Genomic DNA, 21,025 nt, shown 5'->3' with positions numbered 1-21,025 from the left:
CCCGTTCAGCGCTGCCGAAAACGCTGCAATGCAGGCTGCCCTGGCCGCCGCGGCGCAGGGTCCGCGGGGCGCCAACCCGCTCGTGGGTGCCGTCGTCGTTGGCCCCGACGGAACGGTCCTCGCCACCGGATACCACCGCGGAGCCGGGACTGCCCACGCCGAAGCCGACGCCATCGCCCAGGCGAAGGCGGCGGGACTGGACCTCCGCGGCGCTGCGATCGTGGTCACCCTGGAGCCCTGCAACCACTGCGGGCGCACCGGCCCTTGCGCGCAGGCGATCATCGACGCCGGCATCACCGACGTCATCTACGCCGTCGACGATCCCCATGATCCGGCCGCCGGCGGGGCCGTGACGCTCCGCACCGCGGGTGTCCGGGTCCGCTCCGGACTGGCGGCCGAGGCCGCGCTGGACCTGAACCGGCGCTGGTTCGATGCCGTCGCCGCCAAACGGCCCTTCGTCACGCTGCACATCGCGCAGACCCTCGACAGCCGCATCGCTGCCAGCGACGGCACCAGCCAGTGGATTTCCAGCCCGGAATCGCTCGCGGACAACCACGCCCTGCGGGGACGGATTGATGCCATCCTGGTGGGCACGCAGACGGTGCTGATCGACAACCCCCGGCTCACCGCACGGAACTCCGACGGCGAAGCAGACGGCAAACAGCCGCTGCGGGCCGTCATGGGCTACCGGGGAATTCCCGACGACGCCGCCATCCACGGAGCGGACGGCAACGTCCTGCACCTGGCCACCCGCGATCCGCGCGAAGCCCTGGACCAGCTGTTCGAGAACGGCGTCCGGCACCTCATGGTGGAAGGCGGCTCACGGATACTGAGCGCGTTCCTTGCGGCCGGCCTGGTCGACGAACTCATCGTCTACCTGGCGCCGACACTGCTCGGCTCCGGCACGGCCGCCCTGGAGGGCCTCGGCATCACCACCCTGGCCGATGCCCAACAGTGGGAATGGGATCCGGCGTCCGGGGGAGCCGTCCAGGCCTTCGGCCGCGACCTCCGGCTTCATCTTCGCCCGGCCACCACGGCCGATCCGGCTACTCCGGCTACCTCGGCCGATCCGGCCGCCACCCCTACTTCATCCGATACAACCCAGCGCCGCACCGGCGCGGACACCGCCGCAGGAGGCAATTGATGTTTACCGGAATTATCGCCGAGCAGGGGAAGGTGCTGTCAGTTGAGCGCAACGGGGACAGCAGCGCCACCGTTCGGCTCCACGCGCCCGGCACCACTGACGGCCTCGCCCTGGGTGGCTCCATAGCGGTCAACGGCGTCTGCCTCACCGCCACGCAGATCGATGGCAGGGACTTCAGCGTCGACGTCATGGGCGAGACCCTTGTCCGCAGCACCATCGGAGAGCTCACTGCGGGCGATCCGGTCAATCTGGAACGTTGCGTCCCCGCCGGGGGACGGCTGGACGGTCACGTGGTGCAGGGACACGTCGACGGCGTCGGCCAGCTCTTGGAGCGTGAAGGCCTCGGTAATTGGGACCGGCTCCGGTTCGCTGTGCCGGCCGGACTGGCCCGGTACATCGCCGAAAAGGGGTCCATCGCCGTCGACGGCGTCTCCCTTACCGTCACGACGGTCAGCCCGGCCAACGAGCCGGCGCCCTGGTTTGAAGTGGGGCTGATCCCCACCACCTTGGCCGAGACGGGGCTGGGCCAGAAGCCCCTCGGCGGCCATGTAAACCTTGAGGTCGACGTCCTGGCGAAGTACACCGAGCGCCTGCTGTCCTTTGCCGGTGGAACGTCGCCCGCAGCGCACAGAGCGCCCGACGGCACCGCCGCAGTATCCGCACCCACGGAAGGGGACGCGAAATGAGCCGCGTCAAAGACCACGTGAAAGACCAAGCCGGCCTGGCAGAGGCACTCCGCGCCGCCGCTTCCGGCGCCGGCCGGGTAGGCCTCGATCCGGTCGAGGACGCCATCAGCGCCATGGCAGCCGGGCGCCCGGTCCTCGTGGTGGACAACGAGGACCGCGAGAACGAAGGCGACATCATCTTCGCCGCCGAGCACGCGACCCCGGCGCTGATGGGCTGGACAGTCCGATACAGCTCCGGGGTGATCTGCGTACCGCTCGACGCCGAGCGCGCCGACGCGCTGGCCCTGCCGCCGATGGTGGCAATCAACGAAGATGCCAAGGGCACCGCCTACACCGTGTCCTGCGACGCCGCGGTGGGTATCAGCACCGGAATTTCCGCCACAGACCGCGCCCTGACGGCCCGGATCCTGGCCGACCCGCAAAGTCAGCCAAATTCTTTGACCCGTCCCGGGCATGTTTTTCCTCTCCGCGCCGTTAAGGGGGGAGTGCGGGAACGTCCCGGCCACACCGAGGCGGCCGTGGACCTGTGCCGGCTGGCCGGCCTGGAGCCCGTGGGAGTGATAGCAGAGCTTGTGTACGACAACGGAGAAATGATGCGGCTCGACGGATTGCGCGGCTTTGCGGTTGAGCATGGCTGCCCACTGATTTCGATTGCGGATCTGGTGGCGTACCTTGAAGCAGGACAGCACGGCAGCCACGCAACGGACCCCGTCTGATGGAGGAGAAATAATGACGACTTCGGAGACCCGCGAAGAGACGGCCATGGCCCGCCAGCCGCATCCGGTCAGCGCAGGACCCATCGTCCAGCTGCCCACCGCCTTTGGCGATTTCGTGGCACAGGCATGGACCGATCTGGCCACCGGCGCAGAGCACTTGGCGGTCAGTTCACCGATGGCCCCGGCTGATGGCCAGCCCCCGCTGGTCCGCCTCCATTCGGAATGCCTTACCGGCGATGTGTTCGGGTCCTTCCGCTGCGACTGCGGCGAACAGTTGGCCTATGCCCTCGAGCTGATCAACGAACTCGGCGGGACTCTGCTCTACCTGCGTGGCCAGGAGGGTCGCGGAATCGGCCTGGCGAACAAGATGAAGGCCTACGCCCTGCAGGAGGCCGGTTTTGACACCGTCGAGGCCAACGAGCAGCTCGGGCTGCCGGTCGACGCGCGCTGCTACAAGGCCGCCGCCCAGATCCTCGCGGAGATGGGACTTCACGAGATCCGGCTCCTGAGCAACAACCCGGACAAGCAGGACCGGCTCGCCCAGGCAGGCGTCAAGGTAGTGGAGATGGTCCCCACGGAGGTTCCCTCCCGGGAGCAGAACATCCGATACCTGCAGACGAAGAAGGACCGGATGGACCATCGCCTGGTCCTGGACGGTGAACCCGCACCGGCCGCCGGCCTGCCCGGATTCGAACACGACCAAGACTGACCGGGCGGCCCCGCAGGCTGCCCGCAACCGCTTCGCCCCGCTTTACCTGCCAGCCCGTCCGGCCCGTCCTGCTTAGGACAGCCGGCAGGGCGGCCGGTCGGCGGCCCAACCACCAGACTCAACAGCAAGGAATACCCTATGAGCGGCCACGGCGCCCCCCAGATCGATCTCAGCACTTTCAAGCCCGAGGAAACCTCACGGCTCAAGCTGGCCATTGTTGCTGCGAGCTGGCACACCCAGATCATGGACGGACTGCTCGACGGCGCCCTGCGCGCCGCGAAGGACGCCGGGATCAGTGAGCCGACGGTCCTGCGCGTGCCCGGCACGTTTGAGCTTCCTGTCGCTGCGGCCCGGCTGGCACCGCACTTCGACGCCGTCGTGGCGCTCGGCGTCGTCATCCGGGGCGGCACGCCGCACTTCGAATATGTCTGCGAGGCGGCCACCCTGGGCCTGACCGAGGTCAGCGTCCGTACCGGCATCCCCGTGGGCTTCGGCGTGCTGACGTGCGACACCGAGCAGCAGGGGATCGACCGGGCCGGCCTGCCGGGGTCCACCGAGGACAAGGGGCACGAGGCGGTTACCGCTGCCCTGGCCACGGCAGTGACCCTCAAGCAGTTCGGCTGAGTCCCCAAGCTGCAGCCACGGCCGGCGCGGGCGCCACCCTGGCCGCCCGCGCCGGCCGTGGTTGACGTGCTGTGCAATACCTCACATCCTCACCGTCATGCAACGGCCCGGCAGGCGTTCCCGCGCCGGGAGCAAGTAGGCTTGGGGGCGTGAAGAATTTCGAGTCGCTGTTCGCAGAACTGAGTGAAAAGGCAGCCGTCCGCCCGGAGGGCTCCCGCACCGTCGCCGAACTGGATTCCGGAGTCCATGGCATCGGCAAGAAGGTCGTGGAGGAAGCAGCCGAGGTTTGGATGGCTGCCGAATATGAATCCGATGAGGCCGCCGCGGAGGAAATTTCGCAGCTGCTGTACCACCTGCAGGTTCTGATGCTCGCCAAAGGACTCACCCTGGAAGACGTCTACAAGCATCTTTAGCCGCGCCCGCACCGGAAACCGCCATGACTTTGCTGGCGGATCCCGTGCACCGCGTGGCCGATGTGCCCCAACAGATCCTTCCGAATCCAAGAGAGACTTTTCCCATGCTTAGAGTTGCCGTCCCGAACAAGGGATCCCTGTCCGAAGCTGCCGCGGCGATGCTGGCCGAGGCCGGCTACCGCCAGCGCCGCGATACCCGCGAGCTTGTCATGGTGGACCCGGACAACGATATTGAGTTCTTCTTCCTGCGCCCGCGCGACATTGCCGTGTATGTGGGCCAGGGAACGCTCGACGTCGGCATCACCGGCCGCGACCTGCTGCTCGACGCAGAGGTCGAGGCTGAGGAGCTGCTGCCGCTGGGCTTCGCCGCTTCCACCTTCCGCTTCGCCGGCCCGATAGGCGACTTCACCGAGGTCGCCCAGCTCGAGGGCAAGCGCCTGGCCACGAGCTACGACGGACTGTTGCGCGGCTACCTGGCCGAGCGCGGCATCAACGCCAAGGTGGTCCGCCTTGATGGCGCCGTGGAATCCTCCGTCCGCCTCGGCGTCGCGGACGCGATCGCCGACGTCGTCGAGACGGGCACCACGCTCAAGGCCGCCGGCATGGAGATCTTCGGCGAGCCGATCCTGAATTCAGAGTCGGTGCTGATCGGCCGCAAGGGCGAGCAGAATCCGGCCACCGAGGTACTGATCCGCCGGCTCCAGGGCGTCCTCGTGGCCCGGCAGTACGTGATGATGGACTACGACATCCGCAAGGAACTCGTGGAGCAGGCCGCCGGACTCACTCCAGGCCTGGAATCGCCCACCGTCTCGCCGCTGCGCGATTCGGACTGGGTGGCCGTCCGCTCGATGGTCCCCAAGCGGGAAACCAACCGGATCATGGACGAGCTCTACGACCTCGGCGCCCGCGCCATCCTGGTCAGCAGCATCCACGCCTGCCGCATCTAGGCGCCCACCCGCCGGGTCCCACCGCTAAATCCCTGCAGCAATTACCCGCCAGCCATTACCAGGAGAAGTCATGACTGTTGCCGTGCGCGTCATCCCGTGTCTCGACGTCGATGCCGGCCGCGTGGTCAAGGGCATCAACTTTGAGGGGCTCCGCGACGCCGGGGACCCGGTGGAACTGGCGCACCGCTACGACAACAGCGGCGCCGACGAGCTGACGTTCCTTGACGTCACCGCGTCCTCCGGCAACCGGGAGACCACGTTCGACGTCGTCCGCCGCACCGCCGAGGAAGTCTTCATCCCGCTGACGGTCGGCGGCGGCGTCCGCGGCGTGGCTGAGGTTGACAAACTCCTGCGCTGCGGCGCGGATAAGGCTGCCATCAACACCGCGGCCGTGGCCCGGCCGGACGTGATCGACGAGATCACCCGGCACTTCGGTTCCCAGGTCCTGGTGCTCTCCCTCGACGCCAGGCGCACCCGTCCGGGCTCGCAGCCCACGGCGTCAGGCTTCGAGGTCACCACGCACGGCGGACGGCAGGGGACCGGAATCGATGCCATCGCCTGGGCGCGGGAAGCGGCCGACCGCGGGGTGGGTGAAATCCTGCTGAACTCGATCGACGCCGACGGCACCAAGGACGGCTTCGACCTGGAACTGATCCGCCTGGCGCGGGCCGGGGTCAAGGTCCCGCTCATCGCCTCCGGCGGCGCCGGCAAACCGGAGCACTTCCCGCCGGCCGTGGCAGCAGGCGCAGACGCCGTCCTGGCGGCCTCGGTCTTCCACTTCGGCCCGCTGGACATGATCGCGCAGGTCAAGGCAGCGATCCGCGAGGCAGGCTTCGAAGTCCGCTGATTCCGGACTTGAGACTGCGGACAAAAAACGCGGGGCTGGTATCTGGTACCAGCCCCGCGTTTTCGTTTGTATTCTTAGGCTGCAGCGCTGGGTTAAAGTCCAACTTCGGCGGACTGCAGGAGCGCGACGGCGTCCGGCTGGCCTTCGAACGTCACGAGGGCGTGGCGGGTGCGGCCGTGGGCGTGCATGAGGAGCTCGCCCGGCTCGCCGACGATGGCCACCGACACGGGGGCGCGTTTGGCCACATGCCGCGGACCGGAGGGGCTCACCAGCACAATGCCCAGGTCCACGCCGCGGTACAGGATGGCCGCCCGCTTGACGAGCTCATCCCACAGGGCGTCCGAGTAGGCCTGGTCCAGGGCCCGCGGTGCCCAGCGGTCCACAGCGCGGCGGACGTCCTCGGTGTGCACGAAGTACTCGATCAGGTTGGAGCTCTCGTCCAGGGCCTTGATCCGCAACGGAGACAGGGCCGGGGGACCGGCACGGAAGTCGTTGACCAGCTTGGCGTAGTCCTCTGAGGTCTTCAGCGTGCGCGCCAGTTCGGCCGTTGCCTGGTCTGACGCCTTGGAGAGGCGTTTGATCAGCAGGCCCAGTCCGACGGCGATTTTGCGCTCGCGCAGGTACAGGTGCGCGGCAAGATCGCGGGTGAGCCAACCTGTGCAGAGCGTGGCGGCATCAGGGCCGGCCGCCAGCAGGGTTTCGGCCAGGACTTCTCGGGACGGTTCGACGAAATGCATCACTTGTGAAACTAGCACGAGACGGCCGTGCGTGGGCACAGGAATCGCCGCCGCAACCGTCCCTGGCGGCATCATCCGGCGGGGCACCGCGGCGGGCGCCCTGATTGGGCCACAGTGTTAAGCGGCGGGACGGACCCGCAGGCCGACCGCCTGCCCGGAGGCACTAGACTTGATCTGATGTCTGAGCAGCCCGCCCCCGCCCCCAGCCCCGTCAACGGCAGCGCCGTCGATGGCAGCCCCACCAACGGCAGCCCCCTTCCGGCCGGGCTGGCGGACGCCCTCAAACGGGACAGTGCCGGCCTGGTGGCCGCGATCGTCCAGCAGTTCGATACCCACGAGGTACTGATGCTGGGCTGGATGGACGACGAGGCGCTGCACCGCACCATGACGAGCGGACGCGTGACCTTCTTTTCGCGGTCCCGCCAGGAGTACTGGCGCAAGGGCGACACCTCCGGCCACGTGCAATGGGTCAAGTCGCTCGCCATGGACTGCGACGGCGATGCCCTGCTGGTCCGGGTCGACCAGGTCGGCGCGGCCTGCCACACCGGAACCCGGACCTGCTTCGACGGGCGCGAGCTCGACGCCGTCGTCGGCCACGGAGGCTAAGCGCCCCCGGCGAAGGACCCCGGCAAACGCCACAGGCAAAGGAACACCGGCAGAGCGCCCCGGCGCTTCCACAGCTTCACGAACCGGACCCCACACTGGATCCCATCACCGGATCCTGTGACAGGTCCACCTAAAGAACAGGCGGAAAGCACAGCCATGCAGGACCTTGGAATCATCAGCCCCGGCCTCGAAGAGTTCCGCGAACTCGCAGGCCACAGCCGCGTCATCCCTGTCCGGCTCAAGGTGCTGGCTGACGCCGAAACCCCGATCGGGCTCTACCGCAAGCTCGCCCAGGGCCAGCCCGGGACGTTCCTGATGGAATCGGCGGCGGTCGGCGGCGCCTGGTCCCGCTATTCCTTCATCGGCTCCCGCTCCCGGGCCACCCTGACCACCAAGGACGGCAACGCGCACTGGCTGGGCGAGCCCCCGGTCGGTGTGCCGCTGGACGGCAACCCGGTGGACGCCATCCGCGACACCGTCGCAGCGCTGCGCACCGAGCGCTTCGACGGCCTCCCGCCGTTCACGTCCGGCCTGGTCGGATTCCTGGGCTGGGAAACCGTCCGGCACTGGGAGAAACTGACCAGCCCGCCGGAGGACGACCTCCAGCTGCCGGAAATGGCCCTCAACCTCGTCACGGACATGGCGGTCCACGACAACATGGACGGCACCGTCCTGCTGATCGCCAACGCCATCAACTTCGACAACAGCACCGAACGCGTCGACGACGCCTGGTACGACGCCGTCGCCCGCGTCAAAGCCCTGCTGGAAAAGATCAGCCGTCCCGTGGAGCAGCCTGTCTCCGTACTCGAAACAGCCGCCCTGGATTTCGCGTCGAGCGTGCAGGAACGCTGGGACGAATCCGAGTACCTGGCCGCCCTGGACCGCGGCAAGGAGGCGATCGTGGACGGCGAGGTCTTCCAGGTGGTGATCTCCCGCCGCTTCGAAATGGAGTGCGGCGCCGACCCCCTCGACGTCTACCGGGTCCTGCGGAACACCAACCCCAGCCCCTACATGTACCTCTTCAGCTTCGAGGACGCCGCGGGCCGCGAGTACACGATCGTCGGCTCCTCGCCGGAGGCCCTGGTCACCGTGACGGGGGATGAGGTCATCACCCACCCCATCGCCGGCTCACGGCCGCGCGGCAAGACGGTGGAGGCGGACAAGGCCCTGGCCGAGGAACTGCTGGCAGACGAGAAGGAACGCGCCGAGCATCTGATGCTGGTCGATCTGTCCCGCAACGACCTCTCCAAGGTCTGCGTCGCAGGATCTGTCGACGTCACGCAATTCATGGAAGTGGAACGCTTCAGCCACATCATGCACCTGGTGTCCACGGTGGTCGGCGAGCTGGCCCCGGCCGCCAAGGCCTATGACGTTCTCAAGGCCACGTTCCCGGCCGGCACCCTCTCCGGTGCCCCTAAGCCGCGGGCCCTGCGCCTCCTGGACGAACTTGAACCGCACCGGCGCGGCATCTACGGCGGCGTGGTGGGTTACCTGGACTTCGCCGGGGACATGGACATGGCGATCGCTATCCGCTCGGCCCTGCTCCGGGAAGGACGCGCCTACGTCCAGGCCGGCGGCGGGATCGTGGCCGATTCCGTCAACCCCACCGAGGCCCAGGAAACCGTGAACAAGGCCGCCGCGCCGCTCCGCGCCGTGCACACCGCCACTTCGCTGCACAACATCACCGCCGACACGGTGCCCGACGCCGGGGCGGACAACTGATGGAGCAGCCGCACGCCTCTGCCAAGGACACCGCCAAGAACACCGTGAAGACCACCACGCGGCCCGCCGTTCCCGGCTGGGCCCGCAAGTCCACCCTGGTCCTGGTGATCGCTGCCCTTGCGCTGGCCGTGTTCGGGACCACCACCCAGACCTGGCTCACCGTGCACCTTGACCCCACGCAGCTCGGCGCGGCCGTGGCCAGCCAGGACGGCCTGCAGGTCCAGGGCAGCAAGGCCGCGACCACTGTGACGGCCCTGGCGCTTGTTGCCCTGGCCGGCGGCCTGGCGGCCTCCATCGCTGGCCGCGTGGCCCGCTGGGTCATCACGGCGATCATCCTCCTCGCGGCCGCGGGCATCGTCGCCGCGGCAGCGGTCGTGCTGGCGGACCCTCTGTCCGCGGCGCAGGGATCAATCGCGGCCGCCACCGGGATCAGTGGCAGCAGCGTGCACGTGGACGTAACAGTGTTCCCCGTTCTCGCCGTCGTCGCCGGGGCCCTGTTGGGACTCAGCGCCTTGGCGATCGTGCCGGCCGGCCGTTACTGGAAGAGCCGCACCAAATATGACGCGGCAGCCGCCGGGCCCGCCGCCGGCGGGACTGCAGTTGGTGGTACTGCCGCGGCCGCCCCCGCGGACGAGATCGACAGCTGGGACCGGTTGTCCCGCGGCGACGACCCCACCTGAGCCGATGCCGCGGGCGCGGCCAGCGACGCGACTAGCAACGCGGCCAAAACACACAGCCAAAAAATGGCAGAATGTAAGCAGTATTCATCCTGAGGAGATTTCAATGAGCAAAGCCACTGTTTCCGCATCCACGTCCGCTGCGCCGAAGGGCGTCTACGACGACGTCGACCACAGCGAAGCACCGGGTCACGGCAACAGCCCGGCCGCGTGGACTTGCGTGATCGTGATGCTGGTCGGCGCCCTCATTGCGTCCATCGCCTTCGTCATCGCCAACACGCCGATCTTTGTCGCGGGTGCGGCGATCATGGTGATCGGGCTGCTCGCCGGCTGGGCCATGCGCAAGGCCGGCTACGGCGTCGGCGGCAGCAAGCTGAAGAACTCCGGCCACTGAGCGTGAGCGTTCTCGACGACATCAATGCCGGTGTCAGGGAGGATATGCAGGCGCGCCAGCGTCTGGTCACGCTCGCGGAACTGAAGGAGCGCGCCGCCGCGGCGGCGCCCGCCCGTGACGCCTGGGCCGCCCTGGGCGGCACCTCCAGCACCCGGGACCAGCTCAAGGTCATCGCCGAAGTTAAGCGCCGCAGCCCGTCCAAGGGCCGGCTGGCGGACATCGCCGATCCCGCGTCCCTCGCCGCGCAGTACGCCGACGGCGGGGCCGCCGTGATCAGCGTCCTGACCGAGGAGCGCCGCTTCGGCGGCTCCCTCGCCGACCTCGACGCCGTACGGGCCGCAGTGGACATTCCGCTGCTGCGCAAGGACTTCATGGTTGACGAGTACCAGATCTGGGAGGCCCGTGCCCACGGTGCCGACCTGATCCTGCTGATCGTGGCTTCGCTCTCGGACGCCCAGTTGCGCGAATTTACGGCCCTCAGCCGCGAGCTCGGCATGAACGTGCTGGTGGAGACGCATACCGCCGGGGAAATCGAGCGTGCGGTGGCCGCGGAGGCCCGGATCATCGGCGTCAACGTGCGCAACCTCAAGACGCTCGACGTCGACCGTTCCGTCTTCGCGGATCTGGCCGGCAGCATTCCCGCCGGCGCCCTCGTGGTCGCCGAATCCGGTGTGCGCAACGTTGAGGACGTCAAACACTACGCGGCCCGCGGCGCCAACGCGGTCCTGGTCGGCGAGGCGCTGGTCAGTGACGCGACGCCCCGCAAGCGGATCGCCGAGTTCATGGCTGCCGGCGCAACGGCAATCGCCGCCCGCGCCTGAGGCCGGCCGGTCCTGGCGCCTCCGTCCGGACCGTAAGCGGTACCGGGCCCGCCATTTGCCCGGACAATGAGCGGATCTCGTCTGCAGATCCGCAAAGCTAGCAGTGGAACAGGATGGTGAGACTGATGGTCGATGCGCCAGCAGCCGGCTCTGACGAAAGTGCCGTGGACGCGTTCCTGCAGGGCGAACGCCCCCAGGAGCATCCCGCGCAGGGCGAACCGTCCCTGCGGCACGCCCCGGGGCCATACTTCGGGAACTACGGCGGCCGCTGGATGCCCGAGTCGCTCATCGCGGCCCTGGACGAGCTCGAGGACACCTTCGAGAAGGCCAAGGCCGATCCGGAGTTCACAGCCCAGATCGCCGACCTGAACAAGAACTACTCGGGCCGCCCGTCCCTGCTGACCGAGGCCAAGCGCTTCGCCGAGCACGCCGGCGGGGTTCGGATCTTCCTGAAGCGCGAAGACCTCAACCACACCGGCTCGCACAAGATCAACAACGTCCTGGGCCAGGCGCTGCTCGCCAAGCGGATGGGCAAGACCCGCGTCATCGCCGAAACCGGTGCCGGCCAGCACGGTGTTGCCAGCGCCACGGCGGCAGCCCTGCTGGGCCTGGAATGCGTGGTCTACATGGGTGCCGAGGATTGCCGCAGACAGTCCCTCAACGTGGCCCGGATGGAGCTCCTCGGCGCCACGGTCATCCCGGTGACCAACGGATCCCAGACGCTCAAGGACGCCATCAACGAGGCCCTGCGCGACTGGGTTGCGAACGTGGGCAACACGCATTACCTGCTGGGCACTGCCGCCGGCGCACACCCGTTCCCGGCCATGGTCCGCTACTTCCACGAAGTGATCGGCGAGGAAGCCCGGGCCCAGATCCTGGATCAGACGGGCCGGCTTCCGGACGCCGTCTGTGCCTGCATCGGCGGCGGCTCCAACGCGATCGGCATCTTCCACGGCTTCCTCGATGACCCGTCGGTCAAGATCTACGGCTTCGAGGCCGGCGGCGAAGGCGTCGAAACCGGACGCCACGCGGCAACCATTACGCTCGGCAAACCCGGTGTGCTGCACGGCGCGCGGTCCTACCTGATGCAGGACGACGACGGCCAGACCATCGAGTCGCACTCCATCTCGGCGGGCCTGGACTACCCCGGGGTCGGCCCCGAGCACTCCTACCTCGCCGACATCGGCCGGGTCAGCTACGAGCCCATCACGGACAGCGAAGCCATGGAGGCCTTCCGGCTCCTGTGCCGCACCGAGGGCATCATCCCCGCCATCGAGTCCGCCCACGCCCTCGCCGGCGCCATCAAGGTGGGGCAGCGGCTCGCCGCGGACGCGGCCACAGGCAACGCAACAGGCGCGGCCGACAAGATTGTGATCGTGAACCTCTCCGGCCGCGGCGACAAGGACGTGGCCACCGCCGCGGAATGGTTCGACCTGCTGGACAAGGACTCACCTGAAGCAGTAATCGCCAAAGAGGGGGAACAGCTGTGAGCACCAGCCAGGACGGCAACCAGAACGCCGCGCAGCACGCCAGCAAGTCGGCGGCGGCCATTGACCGCGCCCGCGCCCAGGGAAGGGCGGCCTTGATCGGCTACCTGCCGGCCGGCTACCCGAGCGTTGAAGACACCATCGCCGCCGGCATCGCCCTGGCCGAGAACGGCGCCGACCTCATCGAGATCGGCATCCCGTACTCCGACCCGGTCATGGACGGCCAGGTCATCCAGGCGGCCACGACTGAGGCCCTCGCGAAGGGCTTCCACGTCCGGGAGGTCTTCGACGTCGTCCGCGGCATCACGAGCAAGACCGACGCCGCCGTGCTGGTCATGACCTACTGGAACCCCGTAGTCCGGATGGGCGTGGACGAGTTCTCCCGCCGCCTGGCCGAGGCCGGGGGAGCCGGGCTGATCACCCCCGACCTCATCCCGGACGAGGCCGCCGAATGGATGGCCGCCTCCGACAAGTACGGACTGGACCGGGTGTTCCTCGTGGCTCCCTCGTCTTCCCCGGAACGCATGAAACGCACTGTCGATGCGAGCCGCGGCTTCGTGTACGCCGTCTCCATCATGGGCGTCACCGGCGCCCGGACCTCGGTCAGCTCGGCGGCCAGGAACGTAGTCGCCGCCGCGCACGCCGCGGGCGCCGAACGCGTCTGCGTGGGCCTCGGCGTCTCCAACGCAGGCCACGTCCGCGAGATCGCCGAGTATGCGGACGGCGTGATTGTGGGCACCGCCCTCGTCGCGGCTATCCGGGACGGCGGCGTGGATGCGGTAGCGTCCTTGACGAAAGACCTCAGCACCGGCCTTACCAGGGAAGAAGCGTAAGCAATGCAGTCAGTCCTCCACGCGGCGGCGATGATTCCCGCGAGCATTCCGAGCCCCAGCTGGTCCGGATTCGACATCCCGCTGCCGTGGGGGGCCCTGCGCATCCACGCCTACGCCCTGTGCATCCTCGCCGGCATCATTGCCGGCCTGTGGCTCACCTCCGTCCGCTGGGCGCGCCGCGGCGCACCCGAGGGCAGCGTCTGGGACATCGCCATCTGGGCCATCCCGTTCGGCATCATCGGCGGACGGCTTTACCACGTGTTCTCCTCGCCGGATGCCTACTTTGGTCCCGGATTCGATGGCACGGGCGATCTGTCCTTGATTCCGCAGATCCAGCGCGGCGGCCTGGGCATTTGGGGCGCCGTCCTGCTGGGTGCCGTGGGCGCCTGGATCGGGTGCCGGCGTGCCGGGGTGAAGCTGAGCGCCTTCATGGACGCGGCGGCCCCCGGGCTATTGCTGGCCCAGGCGATTGGCCGGTGGGGCAACTACTTCAACCAGGAGCTCTTCGGCGGCCCCACCACGCTTCCGTGGGGGCTGCAGATCGATCCCAACAACCCGAACTTCCCGGCTGGCATGCCGGCAGAGACGCTTTTCCACCCGACGTTCCTCTACGAGTCGTTGTGGAACCTGGCCGGCGTGCTGATCCTGCTGGCCCTGGACCGGAAATTCAACTTCCGCCGTGGCCGGCTCTTCTGCGTCTACGCCATGTACTACACCCTTGGCCGCGTCTGGATCGAGGCCATGCGGATCGACGACGCCGAGCAGATCACCCTCTTCGGGCTCACCACCAGGCTCAACGTCTGGACCAGCATCATTGTCTTTGCCGGAGCCCTGCTCGCCTTCATCATCCTGGGCCTGCGCAAGCCCTCCGAGCCGGACACCCCGTTCCTCCCGGGCCGCGAACCGGCGGAGAGCAAGCCGTTGGAGTCTAAGTCGGCAGAGTCAAAGACGGACACTGAAGCGGCCGACGCCGACCGCACCACCGACGCCGACCGCACCACCGGCGCGGCGGGCGCTGCCGGACCGGCCGCCGTCGCCGGGGCCAACGCCCGGGCCAATGACGCCGCCGAGGGGGACCGCACCACCGTTCCCGCGGAGGCAACAGTTGTCCGCCATGCGGACTCTGCTGTCTCAGATAGTGAATCCCGTGCTAATCTCCGGAATAATCAAAGCGGACCAGTTCGCGCATCCGAGGATGCGGACAAGGACTCCACCGGCGGCACCGCGCCCGCCAACTGAGCTCCGGCAGCCGGAGTAGTATCCGGCCGCCAGGGATCTGGAACCGCGCCGGAGGCTGAGGGCACCAAGTAGCTCAGCACCGGCAGCTCGGGTTGCGGAGCCACCGCTCGCAAGACCCGGCTCCACAGCGTCGTGGCAAGAGGGCTTGCTGCGGACAGCAGATAGACGCTGTCCGTGCAAGCCCGGGCCAGCACCTGCGTAACTGTTAGTACAGGAGGCCGGGCTGGCCTACAATTCCAGTTAGAAAACACTCTGTTGCGCCCGTCACACACCGGCGTTCCGAGTGGGGCCAATGTTGTCCCTCCCATACGCACGATCAGGAGGAAGGACGTCTCCAATGACCCAAACTCTTCACAGCCCCAGCTGGTCCGATCCGGACCCGACCCCGGCTGCCGCGTCACCCTTCAGCCGGTTCGCGGCGATTCCGGCAGCCGCCGGACTCTACAACCCGGAGAACGAAAAGGACGCCTGCGGCCTGGCCATCATCGCCACGCTCCGCGGCGAGCCTGGCTATGACATCGTCGACGCCGCCCTGACCGCCCTGCGCAACCTCGAGCACCGCGGTGCCGTGGGCGCCGATGAAGGTACCGGCGACGGCGCCGGCCTCCTCATGCAGGTGCCGGACGAATTCTTCCGCGCGGTCACGGACTTCGAACTTCCGGCCCCCGGACAGTACGTCGTGGGAACCGCCTTTCTGCCGGCCGAGCAGCGCGAATCGGACGCCGCCCGGTCCGGCATCGAAGGCCTCGCCGCGGACGAGGGCCTGACCGTCCTTGGCTGGCGCGAAGTCCCGATCGTGGCCGACCTGGTCGGGGCCATGGCCCGGGCCTGCATGCCGCACTTCTCGCAGCCCTTCTTCGCTTCCAGCACCGGGGAAACCCTCGAGCGCAACGAGCTCGATTCCCGCGCCTGGCGGATCCGCAAGCGAGCCCAGAACAAGTTCGGCGTGTACTTCCCGTCGCTGTCCTCCCGGACCATCGTCTACAAGGGCATGCTCACCACCGCGCAGCTGGAACCGTTCTACCCGGACCTTTCGGATAAGCGCTTCAAGACCAAGCTCGCGATCGTCCACTCGCGCTTCTCCACCAACACGTTCCCGTCCTGGCCCCTGGCCCAGCCGTTCCGCACCATCGCGCACAACGGCGAGATCAACACGGTCAAGGGCAACCGCAACTGGATGCGGGCACGGCAGTCGCAACTGTCCAGCCCGCTGCTGGGGGACTCACCCGAAGAGCTGTACCCGATCTGCACCCCGGGCGCCTCGGACTCGGCTTCGTTCGATGAGGTGGCGGAACTGCTCTGGCTCTCCGGCCGGCCCATCACGCACTCGATCATGATGATGATCCCGGAGGCGTGGGAAAACCACGCCACCATGGATCCGGCCCGCCGCGCCTTCTACGAGTACCATTCGATGCTCATGGAGCCGTGGGACGGCCCGGCGGCCGTCTCCTTCACGGACGGCAACCTGGTCGGCGCCACGCTGGACCGCAACGGGCTGCGCCCGGGCCGGTACTGGATCACCGAGGACGGCCTCATCATCTTCGCCTCCGAGGTCGGCGTGATCGACGTCGAACCCTCCAAGGTGGTCAAGAAGGGCCGCGTCTCACCGGGCAAGATGTTCCTGGTGGACACCGGGGCCGGCCGGATCATCGACGACGCCGAGGTCAAGGCCGAGGTCGCCGCCGCGAACCCCTGGGCCGAATGGGTCAAGGACAACCTGATCGACCTCAACCACCTGCCCGAGCGCGAGCACGTCGTGCACACCGCCGCCTCGGTCAACATCCGGCAGCGGACCTTCGGCTACACCACCGAGGAACTGAAGATCCTGCTGGGCCCGATGGCCCGCACCGGCGCAGAACCTCTCGGCGCCATGGGCTCCGACACTCCGGTGGCCGTGCTGTCCAAGCGCCCGCGGCTGCTCTTTGACTACTTCGTGCAGTCCTTCGCACAGGTCACCAACCCGCCGCTGGACGCCATCCGTGAAGAGCTCGTCACGTCCCTGACGTGCGCGATCGGCCCGAACGGCAACCTGCTGGACACCAAGCAGGTCCGCCAGCCGCAGGTCTCGCTGCCGTTCCCCGTGATCAACAACGACCAGCTCGCCAAGATCGCGAACATCGAGAGTGCCGACGGCGGCAAGGTCGCCATGAAAGTCCGCGGACTGTACCGCCCGGAAGGTGGCGAGAACGCCCTCCGCGCCCGGCTCACCGAAATCTGCGAGCAGGTCTCCGGCGCCATCAACCGTGGCGTCCAGTATGTGGTGCTCTCGGACCGCGACTCGAACGCCCAGTGGGCGCCCATCCCGTCCCTGCTGCTCGTCAGCGCCGTTCACCACCACCTGCTGCGCAGCGCCAACCGCACCAAGACCGCCCTCGTGGTGGAGGCCGGCGACGTCCGCGAGACGCACCACGTCGCCGTCCTTATCGGCTACGGCGCCTCTGCCGTGAACCCGTACCTGGCCATGGAATCCGTGGAACAGCTCATCGCCTCCGGCGACGTCGTGGGGGTCACCCCGCAGGACGGCGTCTACAACCTGATCAAGGGCCTCGGCAAGGGCGTCCTGAAGATCATGTCCAAGATGGGCATCTCCACCGTGGCCTCCTACACCGGTGCCCAGACCTTCGAAGCCCTCGGCCTCGGCCAGGACCTGGTGGACGAGTACTTCTCCGGCACGCATTCCCAGCTCGGCGGCGTCGGCCTCGATGTCATTGCTGCCGAAGTCCTGGCACGGCACCGCATGGCCTACCCTGAGAACGGCATCGAACTGCCGCACCAGCCCCTGCTCGGCGGCGGCGAATACCAGTGGCGCCGCGACGGCGAACCCCACCTGTTCAACCCGGAGACCGTCTTCCGGCTGCAGCACGCGACGCGTGAACGCCGCTACGACATCTTCAAGGCCTACACCCGGGGCGTGGACGACCAGTCCGAGAACCTCATGACCCTGCGCGGGCTGCTGAAGTTCAAGGCCGGTCTGCGTCCCGCGGTGCCGCTTGAGGAAGTGGAAGCGGTTTCGAGCATCGTCAAGCGGTTCTCCACCGGCGCCATGAGCTACGGTTCCATCTCCAAGGAAGCCCACGAGACCCTCGCGATCGCCATGAACCGGCTGGGCGGCAAGTCCAACACCGGTGAAGGCGGCGAGGACGTGGACCGCCTGCTCGATCCCGCACGCCGTTCCGCGGTCAAGCAGATCGCCTCCGGCCGCTTCGGCGTCACCAGCCTGTACCTGTCCAACGCGGACGACATCCAGATCAAGATGGCGCAGGGTGCCAAACCCGGCGAAGGCGGCCAGTTGATGGCGCAGAAGGTCTACCCCTGGGTGGCCCGCACGCGGCACTCCACACCCGGCGTCGGCCTCATTTCGCCGCCCCCGCACCACGACATCTACTCGATCGAGGACCTCGCGCAGCTGATCTACGACGCCAAGCGCGCCAACCCGTCGGCGCGGGTGCACGTCAAGCTCGTCTCCGAGGTCGGGATCGGCACCGTGGCGGCCGGCGTCACCAAGGCGAAGGCCGACGTCGTGCTGGTTTCCGGACACGACGGCGGTACCGGCGCCTCGCCGCTGAACTCGCTCAAGCACGCCGGTGTCCCGTGGGAACTCGGCCTCGCTGAGACCCAGCAGACGCTCATGCTCAACGGCCTGCGCGACCGTGTGGTGGTGCAGGTGGATGGCCAGCTCAAGACCGGCCGCGACGTCGTGATCGCCGCGCTGCTCGGCGGCGAGGAGTTCGGTTTCGCCACCGCCCCGCTGGTGGTCTCCGGCTGCATCATGATGCGTGTCTGCCACCTGGACACCTGCCCGGTCGGCGTCGCGACCCAGAACCCCGAGCTGCGCTCCAGGTTCAACGGCAAGCCCGAGTTCGTGGTGAACTTCTTCGAATTCCTTGCCGAGGAAGTCCGCGAAATCCTCGCGGAACTGGGTTTCCGCAGCATCGAGGAGGCGATCGGCCATGCCGAGATGCTCGACTCCCGCGACGCGATCAACCACTGGAAGGCCGAAGGGCTGGACCTGGATCCGATCCTGCACGGCCTCGAGTTCGACGACGACGCGCCGCTGCGCAACCTCACCGGCCAGAACCACGAACTCGACAAGCACTTCGACCAGCGCCTGATCGCCATGGCGGCCGAAGCCCTCAGTGACCGCACGCCGGTGAAGATCTCCGTGAACGTCATCAACACGGACCGCTCGGTCGGCACAATGCTCGGCCACGTGGTCACGAAGACCTTCAGCACCGACGTCCTGGCCACGGACACCATTGACATCACGCTCAATGGCACCGCCGGCCAGTCGCTCGGGGCGTTCCTGCCGGCCGGCATCACGCTGCGCATGTTCGGCGACTCCAACGACTACGTCGGCAAGGGACTGTCCGGCGGCCGCATCATCGTCCGGCCGGACCGCACCAACGTTTTCCCGGCCGAGCGGAACGTGATCGCGGGCAACGTGATCGGCTACGGCGCCACGAGCGGTGAAATGTTCCTGCGCGGCCAGGTGGGCGAACGCTTCCTGGTCCGCAACTCAGGCGCCACCGCAGTGGCCGAAGGCATCGGCGACCACGGCTGCGAGTACATGACCGGTGGCCAGACGCTCATCATCGGCCGCACCGGCCGCAACTTCGGTGCCGGCATGTCCGGTGGCACGGCCTATGTGCTGGACCTGCAGACCGAACGCGTCAACAAGCAGGCCCTCGAGTCCGGCGAGCTGCAGCTGCTCGAGCTCGACGCCGAGGACCGCGACATCGTCCACGGGCTGCTCGTCAAGCACGTCGAGGAAACCGAATCGCTCCACGCGGCCCGGCTCCTCGAGAACTTCGATGACACTGCAGCCCGCATAACCAAGGTGCTGCCGCGCGACTACGCGGCAGTCCTGCAAACCCGTCTTGACGCCATCGAAGAGGGCCTGGACCCCGACGGCGAAGAAGTTTGGTCTCGAATCCTGGAGGTGACCGGTGGCTGATCCACGCGGATTTCTGAAAGTACGTCAGCGCGAAACCCAGCCCCGCCGTCCCGTTCCGGTCCGCATCATGGACTGGAAAGAGGTCTACGAGGCCCAGGAAAAGGGTGTCCTCAAGAGCCAGGCCGGCCGCTGCATGGACTGCGGTGTCCCCTTCTGCCACCAGGGCTGCCCGCTGGGCAACCTCATTCCGGAATGGAACGACCTCATCTGGCGGGACAAGGGCGAGGAAGCGATGGAACGGCTGCACGCCACCAACAACTTCCCCGAGTTCACGGGCCGGCTGTGCCCGGCCCCCTGCGAGGCGTCCTGCGTGCTGGGCATCAACCAGCCCGCGGTGACCATCAAGCAGGTCGAGGTATCCATCGTGGACCAGGCCTTCGAGAACGGCTGGGTCAATCCCCTGCCGCCGGCGCGACTGACCGGCAAGACGGTCGCCGTCGTCGGTTCCGGCCCCGCCGGCCTCGCCGTCGCCCAGCAGCTGACCCGGGTGGGCCACACCGTGGCCGTTTACGAGCGCGACGACAAGATCGGCGGACTCCTGCGCTACGGGATCCCCGACTTCAAGATGGAAAAAGAGCAGGTGGACCGCCGGCTGGAGCAGATGAAGGCCGAAGGCACCCGGTTCCGCACCGGCGTGGCCGTCGGCACCGACGTGACCTGGGAGCAGCTGCGCCGCCGGTACGACGCCGTCGTGATCGCCACTGGTGCCACCGTCCCGCGTGACCTGCCGATCCCGGGCCGCGAGTTCGAGGGCGTCCACTTCGCCATGGACTACCTCGTGCCGGCCAACCGGGTGGTGGCGGGGGAGACCGTGGAGAACCAGATCAACGCCGCGGGCAAGCACGTCGTCATCCTCGGCGGCGGCGACACCGGAGCCGACTGCCTCGGTACGGCGCACCGGCACCAGGCCGCGTCCGTGACCACCCTCGCGATCGGCAAGCAGCCGCCCGTCGAGCGTGCCGGCCACCAGCCGTGGCCGACGTTCCCCACCCTGTTTGAGGTCGCCAGCGCGCACGAGGAAGGCGGCGAACGCACTTACCTCGCCTCCACCGTTGAGTTCGTGGGGGAAAACGGCAAACTCACGGGCGTCAAGGTGGCGGAGACGGAATTCGTCGACGGCAAACGCCTCCCGAAGGCCGGCACCGAGCGGATCATCCCCGCGGACCTCGTGTTCCTGTCCCTGGGCTTCACCGGCCCCGAGCCTGCCGGGATCACGGACCAGGTCCAGGCCGACTTCGACGGCCGCGGCAACGTGGCCCGGGACGGCTACTACATGACCAACACTGAGGGTATCTTCGTCGCCGGCGACGCCGGTCGCGGCCAGTCCCTGATCGTCTGGGCCATCGCCGAAGGGCGCGCCTGCGCGGCCGCGGTGGACAAGTTCCTGATGGGCAGCACCATCCTGCCGGCACCCGTGGCGCCGACCGACCGTGCGATGGCCGTTCTGTAGTCCAACAGGTCGCTGATCC

Annotated in this window: 18 protein-coding genes and 1 pseudogene; 18 read left to right on the top strand and 1 reads right to left on the bottom strand. The window is 68.0% G+C overall.

All coding sequences use genetic code 11. The features are described 5' to 3' along the window. Nucleotides 1-28 precede the first annotated feature (28 nt). From ribD to hisF, 8 genes are all read left to right on the top strand, one after another. Nucleotides 29-1,144, top strand: coding sequence for a bifunctional diaminohydroxyphosphoribosylaminopyrimidine deaminase/5-amino-6-(5-phosphoribosylamino)uracil reductase RibD (ribD, locus tag MRBLAR12_RS23605; protein WP_364748987.1), 1,116 nt, complete (start codon nucleotides 29-31; stop codon nucleotides 1,142-1,144). Beyond that, nucleotides 1,144-1,830 (top strand): riboflavin synthase, encoded by a 687-nt coding sequence (locus MRBLAR12_RS23600; RefSeq protein WP_229995675.1) that lies wholly within the window; start codon nucleotides 1,144-1,146, stop codon nucleotides 1,828-1,830. The genes ribD and MRBLAR12_RS23600 overlap by 1 nt, the downstream gene beginning before the upstream one ends. Further along, the gene (ribB, locus tag MRBLAR12_RS23595; protein WP_364748958.1) at nucleotides 1,827-2,546 is read left to right on the top strand and encodes a 3,4-dihydroxy-2-butanone-4-phosphate synthase; all 720 of its coding nucleotides are present in this window, start codon (nucleotides 1,827-1,829) and stop codon (nucleotides 2,544-2,546) included. Before MRBLAR12_RS23600 ends, ribB begins: the two co-directional genes overlap by 4 nt. 13 nt (nucleotides 2,547-2,559) lie before the next feature. Next, a complete protein-coding gene (gene ribA / locus MRBLAR12_RS23590; protein ID WP_229995673.1) occupies nucleotides 2,560-3,255 on the top strand; it encodes a GTP cyclohydrolase II in 696 nt (231 codons plus the stop codon). Nucleotides 3,256-3,393: 138 nt separating this feature from the next. Beyond that, nucleotides 3,394-3,879 carry a 6,7-dimethyl-8-ribityllumazine synthase gene (ribH, locus tag MRBLAR12_RS23585; RefSeq protein WP_229995672.1) on the top strand — a complete coding sequence of 162 codons (486 nt, stop codon included), beginning with the start codon at nucleotides 3,394-3,396 and terminating at the stop codon, nucleotides 3,877-3,879. Nucleotides 3,880-4,028: 149 nt separating this feature from the next. Beyond that, nucleotides 4,029-4,292, top strand: a complete 264-nt coding sequence (locus MRBLAR12_RS23580; RefSeq protein ID WP_018772463.1) for a phosphoribosyl-ATP diphosphatase — start codon at nucleotides 4,029-4,031, stop codon at nucleotides 4,290-4,292. 104 nt (nucleotides 4,293-4,396) lie between these two features. Then, nucleotides 4,397-5,239, top strand: coding sequence for an ATP phosphoribosyltransferase (gene hisG, locus MRBLAR12_RS23575; RefSeq protein WP_229995671.1), 843 nt, complete (start codon nucleotides 4,397-4,399; stop codon nucleotides 5,237-5,239). A gap of 70 nt (nucleotides 5,240-5,309) precedes the next feature. Beyond that, nucleotides 5,310-6,086, top strand: coding sequence for an imidazole glycerol phosphate synthase subunit HisF (gene hisF, locus MRBLAR12_RS23570; protein WP_090581810.1), 777 nt, complete (start codon nucleotides 5,310-5,312; stop codon nucleotides 6,084-6,086). Between the two features lie 92 nt (nucleotides 6,087-6,178). On the opposite strand, the gene MRBLAR12_RS23565 is transcribed toward hisF, so the two are convergent. After that, nucleotides 6,179-6,823 carry a TIGR03085 family metal-binding protein gene (locus tag MRBLAR12_RS23565; protein WP_229995670.1) on the bottom strand — a complete coding sequence of 215 codons (645 nt, stop codon included), beginning with the start codon at nucleotides 6,821-6,823 and terminating at the stop codon, nucleotides 6,179-6,181. Between the two features lie 177 nt (nucleotides 6,824-7,000). Here MRBLAR12_RS23565 and hisI point away from each other — a divergent pair, with 177 nt between their 5' ends. The 10 genes and pseudogenes from hisI to MRBLAR12_RS23515 all read left to right on the top strand — a co-directional run bounded on the left by hisI (nucleotide 7,001) and on the right by MRBLAR12_RS23515 (nucleotide 21,006). Then, nucleotides 7,001-7,429: a phosphoribosyl-AMP cyclohydrolase gene (gene hisI / locus MRBLAR12_RS23560; protein WP_364748953.1), complete on the top strand. Its 429-nt coding sequence runs from the start codon at nucleotides 7,001-7,003 to the stop codon at nucleotides 7,427-7,429. A 156-nt stretch (nucleotides 7,430-7,585) separates the two neighbouring features. Next, nucleotides 7,586-9,151, top strand: coding sequence for an anthranilate synthase component I (locus MRBLAR12_RS23555; protein WP_364748951.1), 1,566 nt, complete (start codon nucleotides 7,586-7,588; stop codon nucleotides 9,149-9,151). Then, nucleotides 9,151-9,831 (top strand): Trp biosynthesis-associated membrane protein, encoded by a 681-nt coding sequence (locus MRBLAR12_RS23550; RefSeq protein WP_364748948.1) that lies wholly within the window; start codon nucleotides 9,151-9,153, stop codon nucleotides 9,829-9,831. The genes MRBLAR12_RS23555 and MRBLAR12_RS23550 overlap by 1 nt, the downstream gene beginning before the upstream one ends. A gap of 103 nt (nucleotides 9,832-9,934) precedes the next feature. Further along, the gene (locus MRBLAR12_RS23545; RefSeq protein ID WP_229995248.1) at nucleotides 9,935-10,222 is read left to right on the top strand and encodes an HGxxPAAW family protein; all 288 of its coding nucleotides are present in this window, start codon (nucleotides 9,935-9,937) and stop codon (nucleotides 10,220-10,222) included. Between the two features lie 2 nt (nucleotides 10,223-10,224). Beyond that, nucleotides 10,225-11,043 carry an indole-3-glycerol phosphate synthase TrpC gene (gene trpC / locus MRBLAR12_RS23540; protein ID WP_364748944.1) on the top strand — a complete coding sequence of 273 codons (819 nt, stop codon included), beginning with the start codon at nucleotides 10,225-10,227 and terminating at the stop codon, nucleotides 11,041-11,043. 125 nt (nucleotides 11,044-11,168) lie between these two features. Continuing rightward, nucleotides 11,169-12,533 carry a tryptophan synthase subunit beta gene (trpB, locus tag MRBLAR12_RS23535; protein ID WP_229995246.1) on the top strand — a complete coding sequence of 455 codons (1,365 nt, stop codon included), beginning with the start codon at nucleotides 11,169-11,171 and terminating at the stop codon, nucleotides 12,531-12,533. Then, nucleotides 12,530-13,363, top strand: coding sequence for a tryptophan synthase subunit alpha (trpA, locus tag MRBLAR12_RS23530; protein ID WP_229995245.1), 834 nt, complete (start codon nucleotides 12,530-12,532; stop codon nucleotides 13,361-13,363). The genes trpB and trpA overlap by 4 nt, the downstream gene beginning before the upstream one ends. Before the next feature lie 3 nt (nucleotides 13,364-13,366). Continuing rightward, nucleotides 13,367-14,674, top strand: a pseudogene (gene lgt, locus MRBLAR12_RS23525) (prolipoprotein diacylglyceryl transferase). Between the two features lie 265 nt (nucleotides 14,675-14,939). Next, nucleotides 14,940-19,556: a glutamate synthase large subunit gene (gltB, locus tag MRBLAR12_RS23520; protein WP_364748940.1), complete on the top strand. Its 4,617-nt coding sequence runs from the start codon at nucleotides 14,940-14,942 to the stop codon at nucleotides 19,554-19,556. Then, on the top strand, nucleotides 19,549-21,006 hold the full coding sequence (locus MRBLAR12_RS23515; protein WP_229995242.1) for a glutamate synthase subunit beta: 1,458 nt from the start codon (nucleotides 19,549-19,551) through the stop codon (nucleotides 21,004-21,006). Before gltB ends, MRBLAR12_RS23515 begins: the two co-directional genes overlap by 8 nt. The last annotated feature ends 19 nt before the right edge of the window (nucleotides 21,007-21,025 follow it).

Source organism: Arthrobacter sp. LAR12-1-1.1 (genome assembly GCF_040676555.1).
Lineage (GTDB): Bacteria > Actinomycetota > Actinomycetes > Actinomycetales > Micrococcaceae > Arthrobacter.
The sequence above is the reverse complement of the archived record's forward strand: the minus strand, read 5'-3'. Positions and strand labels throughout refer to the sequence as shown.